The sequence below is a fragment of the Acinetobacter sp. 1000160 genome (genome assembly GCF_000588715.1).
Taxonomy (GTDB): Bacteria; Pseudomonadota; Gammaproteobacteria; order Pseudomonadales; family Moraxellaceae; genus Acinetobacter; species Acinetobacter courvalinii.
In genome coordinates this window covers 145563-153270 of record NZ_JFWP02000011.1, presented here as the reverse complement: position 1 = coordinate 153270, position 7708 = coordinate 145563, and the positions used below count along the sequence as shown (strand labels likewise).

The following is a 7708-nucleotide window of genomic DNA, read 5'->3' as shown; positions in this document are numbered from 1 at the left end:
TAAGCTACTAATGATTTTAAACTGAAGAGTTTGATCATGGCTCAGATTGAACGCTGGCGGCAGGCTTAACACATGCAAGTCGAGCGGGGAAGGTTGCTTCGGTAACTGACCCAGCGGCGGACGGGTGAGTAATGCTTAGGAATCTGCCATTTAGTGGGGGACAACATTCCGAAAGGAATGCTAATACCGCATACGTCCTACGGGAGAAAGCAGGGGATCTTCGGACCTTGCGCTAAATGATGAGCCTAAGTCGGATTAGCTAGTTGGTGGGGTAAAGGCCTACCAAGGCGACGATCTGTAGCGGGTCTGAGAGGATGATCCGCCACACTGGGACTGAGACACGGCCCAGACTCCTACGGGAGGCAGCAGTGGGGAATATTGGACAATGGGCGCAAGCCTGATCCAGCCATGCCGCGTGTGTGAAGAAGGCCTTTTGGTTGTAAAGCACTTTAAGCGAGGAGGAGGCTCTCTTAGTTAATACCTAAGATGAGTGGACGTTACTCGCAGAATAAGCACCGGCTAACTCTGTGCCAGCAGCCGCGGTAATACAGAGGGTGCGAGCGTTAATCGGATTTACTGGGCGTAAAGCGTGCGTAGGCGGCTTTTTAAGTCGGATGTGAAATCCCCGAGCTTAACTTGGGAATTGCATTCGATACTGGGAAGCTAGAGTATGGGAGAGGATGGTAGAATTCCAGGTGTAGCGGTGAAATGCGTAGAGATCTGGAGGAATACCGATGGCGAAGGCAGCCATCTGGCCTAATACTGACGCTGAGGTACGAAAGCATGGGGAGCAAACAGGATTAGATACCCTGGTAGTCCATGCCGTAAACGATGTCTACTAGCCGTTGGGGCCTTTGAGGCTTTAGTGGCGCAGCTAACGCGATAAGTAGACCGCCTGGGGAGTACGGTCGCAAGACTAAAACTCAAATGAATTGACGGGGGCCCGCACAAGCGGTGGAGCATGTGGTTTAATTCGATGCAACGCGAAGAACCTTACCTGGCCTTGACATACTAGAAACTTTCCAGAGATGGATTGGTGCCTTCGGGAATCTAGATACAGGTGCTGCATGGCTGTCGTCAGCTCGTGTCGTGAGATGTTGGGTTAAGTCCCGCAACGAGCGCAACCCTTTTCCTTACTTGCCAGCATTTCGGATGGGAACTTTAAGGATACTGCCAGTGACAAACTGGAGGAAGGCGGGGACGACGTCAAGTCATCATGGCCCTTACGGCCAGGGCTACACACGTGCTACAATGGTCGGTACAAAGGGTTGCTACCTAGCGATAGGATGCTAATCTCAAAAAGCCGATCGTAGTCCGGATTGGAGTCTGCAACTCGACTCCATGAAGTCGGAATCGCTAGTAATCGCGGATCAGAATGCCGCGGTGAATACGTTCCCGGGCCTTGTACACACCGCCCGTCACACCATGGGAGTTTGTTGCACCAGAAGTAGCTAGCCTAACTGCAAAGAGGGCGGTTACCACGGTGTGGCCGATGACTGGGGTGAAGTCGTAACAAGGTAGCCGTAGGGGAACCTGCGGCTGGATCACCTCCTTAACGAAAGATTGGTGACCGGTAAGAATCCACAACAAGTTGTTCTTCGAAGATGTATCTGAGGGTCTGTAGCTCAGTTGGTTAGAGCACACGCTTGATAAGCGTGGGGTCACAAGTTCAAGTCTTGTCAGACCCACCAAATCTGATAGCTGAAGCTGAGATTGAGATATATCGTTCATTATGATTTTAAGCTGGGGACTTAGCTTAGTTGGTAGAGCGCCTGCTTTGCACGCAGGAGGTCAGGAGTTCGACTCTCCTAGTCTCCACCATGAATTACTTAGTAATTCTGAGCTAAATAGATTATAGAGTTTAGTGAATACAGTCCAAGTTGACTGGTTTATTAATCTCTGTGATTTATCACAGTTTACTACGCACCGACGAGGTGGTAGTTAATCATTAACAGATTAGTAGAATTGAGTCTGAAATAAATTGTTCACTCATTCTTTGATTTAAACATTTCGATGTTTAAGTTGAATGAAATGAGAACTAGCAAAAACACTGAATCAAGCGTTTTGGTATATGAATTTAGATTGAAGCTGTACGGTGATTAAGTTCACGAAACAACAAGCTGTATGAATTAATGTTTACATTGATTCTGTTGCTACACCCACTTGTAGGTGTAACGACTGTTTGGGGTTGTATAGTCAAGTAATTAAGTGCATGTGGTGGATGCCTTGGCAGTCAGAGGCGATGAAAGACGTGATAGCCTGCGAAAAGCTCCGGGGAGGCGGCAAATATCCTTTGATCCGGAGATTTCTGAATGGGGGAACCCACCCGCTAAAAGGCGGGTATCATAAGCTGAATACATAGGCTTATGAAGCGAACGAGGGGAAGTGAAACATCTCAGTACCCTTAGGAAAAGAAATCAATTGAGATTCCCTTAGTAGCGGCGAGCGAACGGGGAGCAGCCCATTAAGTTATGTGTGTTCTAGTGGAACGCTCTGGGAAGTGCGAACGTAGAGGGTGATATTCCCGTACACGAAAGGGCACACATAATGATGACGAGTAGGGCGAGGCACGTGAAACCTTGTCTGAATATGGGGGGACCATCCTCCAAGGCTAAATACTCCTGACTGACCGATAGTGAACCAGTACCGTGAGGGAAAGGCGAAAAGAACCCCTGTGAGGGGAGTGAAATAGATCCTGAAACCGCATGCATACAAGCAGTGGGAGCACCTTCGTGGTGTGACTGCGTACCTTTTGTATAATGGGTCAGCGACTTATATTCAGTAGCAAGGTTAACCGCATAGGGGAGCCGTAGAGAAATCGAGTCTTAATAGGGCGTTTAGTTGCTGGGTATAGACCCGAAACCAGGCGATCTATCCATGAGCAGGTTGAAGGTTGGGTAACACTAACTGGAGGACCGAACCCACTGTCGTTGAAAAGCCAGGGGATGACTTGTGGATAGGGGTGAAAGGCTAATCAAGCCTGGTGATAGCTGGTTCTCCCCGAAAGCTATTTAGGTAGCGCCTCGGACGAATACCATTGGGGGTAGAGCACTGTTTCGGCTAGGGGGTCATCCCGACTTACCAAACCGATGCAAACTCCGAATACCAATGAGTACTATCCGGGAGACAGACTGCGGGTGCTAACGTCCGTAGTCAAGAGGAAAACAATCCAGACCGCCAGCTAAGGCCCCAAAATCATAGTTAAGTGGGAAACGATGTGGGAAGGCATAGACAGCTAGGAGGTTGGCTTAGAAGCAGCCACCCTTTAAAGAAAGCGTAATAGCTCACTAGTCGAGTCGGCCTGCGCGGAAGATGTAACGGGGCTAAAACTATGTGCCGAAGCTGCGGATGTATACTTTAGTATACGTGGTAGGGGAGCGTTCTGTAAGCCGATGAAGGTGTATTGAGAAGTATGCTGGAGGTATCAGAAGTGCGAATGCTGACGTGAGTAACGACAAAACGGGTGAAAAACCCGTTCGCTGAAAGACCAAGGGTTCCAGTCCAACGTTAATCGGGGCTGGGTGAGTCGACCCCTAAGGCGAGGCCGAGAGGCGTAGTCGATGGGAAATTGGTTAATATTCCAATACTTCTGTGTAATGCGATGAGAGGACGGAGAAGGTTAAGTCAGCCTGGCGTTGGTTGTCCAGGTGGAAGGCTGTAGGCATGCATCTTAGGCAAATCCGGGGTGCTCTATGCTGAGAGCTGATAGCAAGCTGTACTTGTACAGTGAAGTGGCTGATACCATGCTTCCAGGAAAAGTCTCTAAGCTTCAGTTACACAGGAATCGTACCCGAAACCGACACAGGTGGTCAGGTCGAGTAGACCAAAGCGCTTGAGAGAACTCTGCTGAAGGAACTAGGCAAAATGGTACCGTAACTTCGGGAGAAGGTACGCTGCTGACGGTGATGGGACTTGCTCCCTGAGCTGTTGGCAGCCACAGAAACCAGGCCGCTGCAACTGTTTATTAAAAACATAGCACTCTGCAAACACGAAAGTGGACGTATAGGGTGTGATGCCTGCCCGGTGCTGGAAGGTTAATTGATGGGGTTAGCGTAAGCGAAGCTCTTGATCGAAGCCCCAGTAAACGGCGGCCGTAACTATAACGGTCCTAAGGTAGCGAAATTCCTTGTCGGGTAAGTTCCGACCTGCACGAATGGCATAATGATGGCGGCGCTGTCTCCAGCAGAGGCTCAGTGAAATCGAAATCGCTGTGAAGATGCAGTGTACCCGCGGCTAGACGGAAAGACCCCGTGAACCTTTACTGCAGCTTGACATTGAACTTTGACCTTACTTGTGTAGGATAGGTGGGAGGCTTTGAAGTTAGAACGCTAGTTCTAATGGAGCCGTCCTTGAAATACCACCCTGGTAATGTTGAGGTTCTAACTCTGCCCCGTAATCCGGGGCGAGGACCATGTCTGGTGGGTAGTTTGACTGGGGCGGTCTCCTCCTAAAGAGTAACGGAGGAGTACGAAGGTGCGCTCAGCGTGGTCGGAAATCACGCGTAGAGTATAAAGGCAAAAGCGCGCTTAACTGCGAGACCCACAAGTCGAGCAGGTACGAAAGTAGGTCTTAGTGATCCGGTGGTTCTGTATGGAAGGGCCATCGCTCAACGGATAAAAGGTACTCTGGGGATAACAGGCTGATACCGCCCAAGAGTTCATATCGACGGCGGTGTTTGGCACCTCGATGTCGGCTCATCTCATCCTGGGGCTGAAGCAGGTCCCAAGGGTATGGCTGTTCGCCATTTAAAGAGGTACGCGAGCTGGGTTTAGAACGTCGTGAGACAGTTCGGTCCCTATCTACCGTGGGCGCTGGAAATTTGAGAGGATCTGCTCCTAGTACGAGAGGACCAGAGTGGACGAACCTCTGGTGTACCGGTTGTGACGCCAGTCGCATCGCCGGGTAGCTATGTTCGGAAGGGATAACCGCTGAAAGCATCTAAGCGGGAAGCCTACCTCAAGATAAGATTTCCCTAGGAATTTATTCCTCTAAAGAGCCGTTCGAGACTAGGACGTTGATAGGTTGGGTGTGGAAGCACGGTGACGTGTGAAGCTGACCAATACTAATTGCTCGTGAGGCTTGACTATACAACACCCAAACAGTTGTTGTATTCAAGATAAATTCAATACATAACTTGATTTAGTGTCAAAACTAGTTACAATACGACTCAATTAACTAATCCGTTAATAACTCTTTCGGTACTAAGTGGCAAAAAACGTAAGACCACCCAAAACCAAAACAGTTTGCTGGCGACAATAGCAAGAGTGAACCACCTGATCCCTTCCCGAACTCAGAAGTGAAACCTCTTAGCGCTGATGGTAGTGTGGCACTTGCCATGTGAGAGTAAGTCATCGCCAGCTTTTAAATCTAAACACCCCTAACCTAACGGTTAGGGGTGTTTTTTATTGCGGGGAAAAATAAGTTGGTTTATTAAATTATATTTCTTTTGGAATATTTATCTCAGAGCAACCTTTATTTCTTTTAAGTAAAAAATTTATTTGTTAAAAGTCCTAACATAATTCTCGATTCTTACAAATAGTTTGATTGGCATCACTTTAATAATCTTTACTTGAAGATAAACTATATTTACACAAAATCTATATTATGGTTACATTAGGCATATTTTTATAATGAAAAGTCTAATTCCGTTAGGGGATTTGATCGGGGACAAAAAGGAATGATCATGAATAAAAAGCAACTTACTTTAAAGTTGTCGGCGATTGCTTTGTCAGTGCTATTAGCTAACTGTGGAGGGGGAGACGGATATTATGGTAGTACAGGCTCATCTTCTGGAAATACTGATACGCCAGTAGTCGAAACTCCGGTTGCGACGAATTATCATATTATCATTACAAGTTCAAAACCAACATTGGTTACTTCGGGTGATAGTGCAGTAATTACATTGAAGTTAGTTGATGTAAATGGTGGTGGTGTTGCAAATCAAACCGTCCAGTTATCTATTCAGGATACAGCCTCTACGAATGTCACTATTGATGGGGCTTCTTCTGCTGTAACCGATAGTACAGGAAATGCAAATTTCACAGTGAAATTACCTAAAAATCTGAGCCAAGCACAATTGAATGATTTGATTGCAAATGGAGTAATGGTTAAAGGTAGTTTTACTGATGCGACAAAGAAAATAACCATTCAATCTTTTATACTTAATGTAGTGGATAATTCAGCTCCAGTATCTGAGACTGCACAATATAGTTTAAATATTACTTCTAATAAACCAACATTACTTGTAACTGGCGATAATGCAGTTATCACTGTAAAAGCCGTAGACAAAAATGGTGGTGGTGTTGCTGGGCAAAATGTTGTTTTAAGTATTCCTGATTATAAAACAAATGGTGTGACAATTAACGGTCCATCAACTGGTGTAACTGATGCAACAGGAAATGCAAATTTCACAATTTTATTACCGAATAAGTCTGCTCAAGCAGCTAGCTTAATTGCGAGTGGTATCGTGATTAATGCTGCATTAACTGATAGTAATGGGGTAACGTCAAAACAAACCATTACCTTAAATGTTTCAGCTGCCCAAGTTGAGCAACCAATTGCAAATATCACCTTCGGTAATTCTGGACAATTACAAACTAGTGCAGATGGTACGTACTACACGGAATCTGTTTCTGTACAAGTAACGAATATTGATGGTAAGCCAATTGCTTCTCAACCTGTAGTAATGTCAATTAATAATTTAAGCTATGCAAAAGGCAGTTTCGTTTACAATCCAGATGCGAAGCCAAGTGCAACACGTCAACTTGTCCTGCCATATACTTATTGTCCAATTACAGTTGCAGTTCCAGCGCCAGATTTTGTTCAATTACCAACGTCATTTGTAGCCCCAACTGTTTCTAGTGATGGGACCGTGACTTATACGACTGATGCAACGGGTAAATTTGATTTCCAGATTCGTTATTTAAGAAGATATGCAAATTGGCATAGAGTTAATATTATCGCGACAACACAATTATCTGGTCGTAAAGTTATCTCTAACATTCCATATACTTTAACTGCTTTAAAAACAGATATGGATAATCCTGCTGGCATGCCATTTGATGTTAGCCCATATGGACAAGGTGTCGATTGTAGTAATCAAAATTAATTGAAGAAAAGGGAAGCTGAAAACGCTTCCTTTTTTTATAATGCTGTTCCTACACTCACTGAGGCGGTCGGACGAACTTGCATTGAGCTACAAGCGGAAACAGCGAAAAGGCATAACAGGATAACAGCAAGTTTTGACATGGTTCTTCATCTTATGAAAAAGAACCATCTTCATATAAATCGCAAGATTTAACTATTTTGATCGGGTAATGAAATGTAATGAATTTAATCGTCTAGCAGATCCATCTGTTTGGCTAACTGATATAAATTATTCGAACGGTTCCCTGTGCGGCAGAACATCAAAATCGGTTTTGGCAGTTCATTATAATGATTTGCAAAAGTACGCACGTCCAGTTCAGTAATCTGCCCCGCCACGACAGGCTGATAGACATAATCCAGACCTGCACTGCGAGCAGACTCTTCAATCTGTGCACTGGTCGGCTGATCAGGTCCACCTTCCATATCAGGACGGTTATTAATAATCGATTTGAAACCTTTTTCAACAACTTGAGCTACATGCTCCGGGCCGATTTGACCTGCAAAACCTATATTTTCTGACATCTTGTCACTCCAAAATCAAACAAAACATTTTATGCTCTAT

At 45.6% G+C, this 7708-nt stretch carries 2 protein-coding genes, 2 tRNA genes and 3 rRNA genes; 6 read left to right on the top strand and 1 reads right to left on the bottom strand.

Annotated elements, in window-relative coordinates:
• Positions 1-18 precede the first annotated feature (18 nt).
• The 6 genes from J699_RS01370 to J699_RS01395 all read left to right on the top strand — a co-directional run bounded on the left by J699_RS01370 (position 19) and on the right by J699_RS01395 (position 7108).
• Positions 19-1555 (top strand): 16S ribosomal RNA (locus J699_RS01370).
• A 59-nt stretch (positions 1556-1614) separates the two neighbouring features.
• Positions 1615-1691, top strand: a tRNA-Ile gene (locus J699_RS01375).
• A gap of 54 nt (positions 1692-1745) precedes the next feature.
• Positions 1746-1821, top strand: a tRNA-Ala gene (locus tag J699_RS01380).
• Positions 1822-2194: 373 nt separating this feature from the next.
• Positions 2195-5087, top strand: a 23S ribosomal RNA gene (locus tag J699_RS01385).
• 158 nt (positions 5088-5245) lie between these two features.
• A 5S ribosomal RNA gene (gene rrf, locus J699_RS01390) occupies positions 5246-5360 on the top strand.
• The 16S, 23S and 5S rRNA genes sit together here with 2 tRNA genes alongside, the layout of an rRNA operon.
• Before the next feature lie 323 nt (positions 5361-5683).
• Positions 5684-7108 (top strand): hypothetical protein, encoded by a 1425-nt coding sequence (locus J699_RS01395; protein WP_032871310.1) that lies wholly within the window; start codon positions 5684-5686, stop codon positions 7106-7108.
• A 224-nt stretch (positions 7109-7332) separates the two neighbouring features.
• Here the strand turns inward: J699_RS01395 and J699_RS01400 are convergent, their stop codons facing one another.
• Positions 7333-7668, bottom strand: coding sequence for a TIGR01244 family sulfur transferase (locus J699_RS01400; protein ID WP_005228544.1), 336 nt, complete (start codon positions 7666-7668; stop codon positions 7333-7335).
• Positions 7669-7708 lie beyond the last annotated feature (40 nt).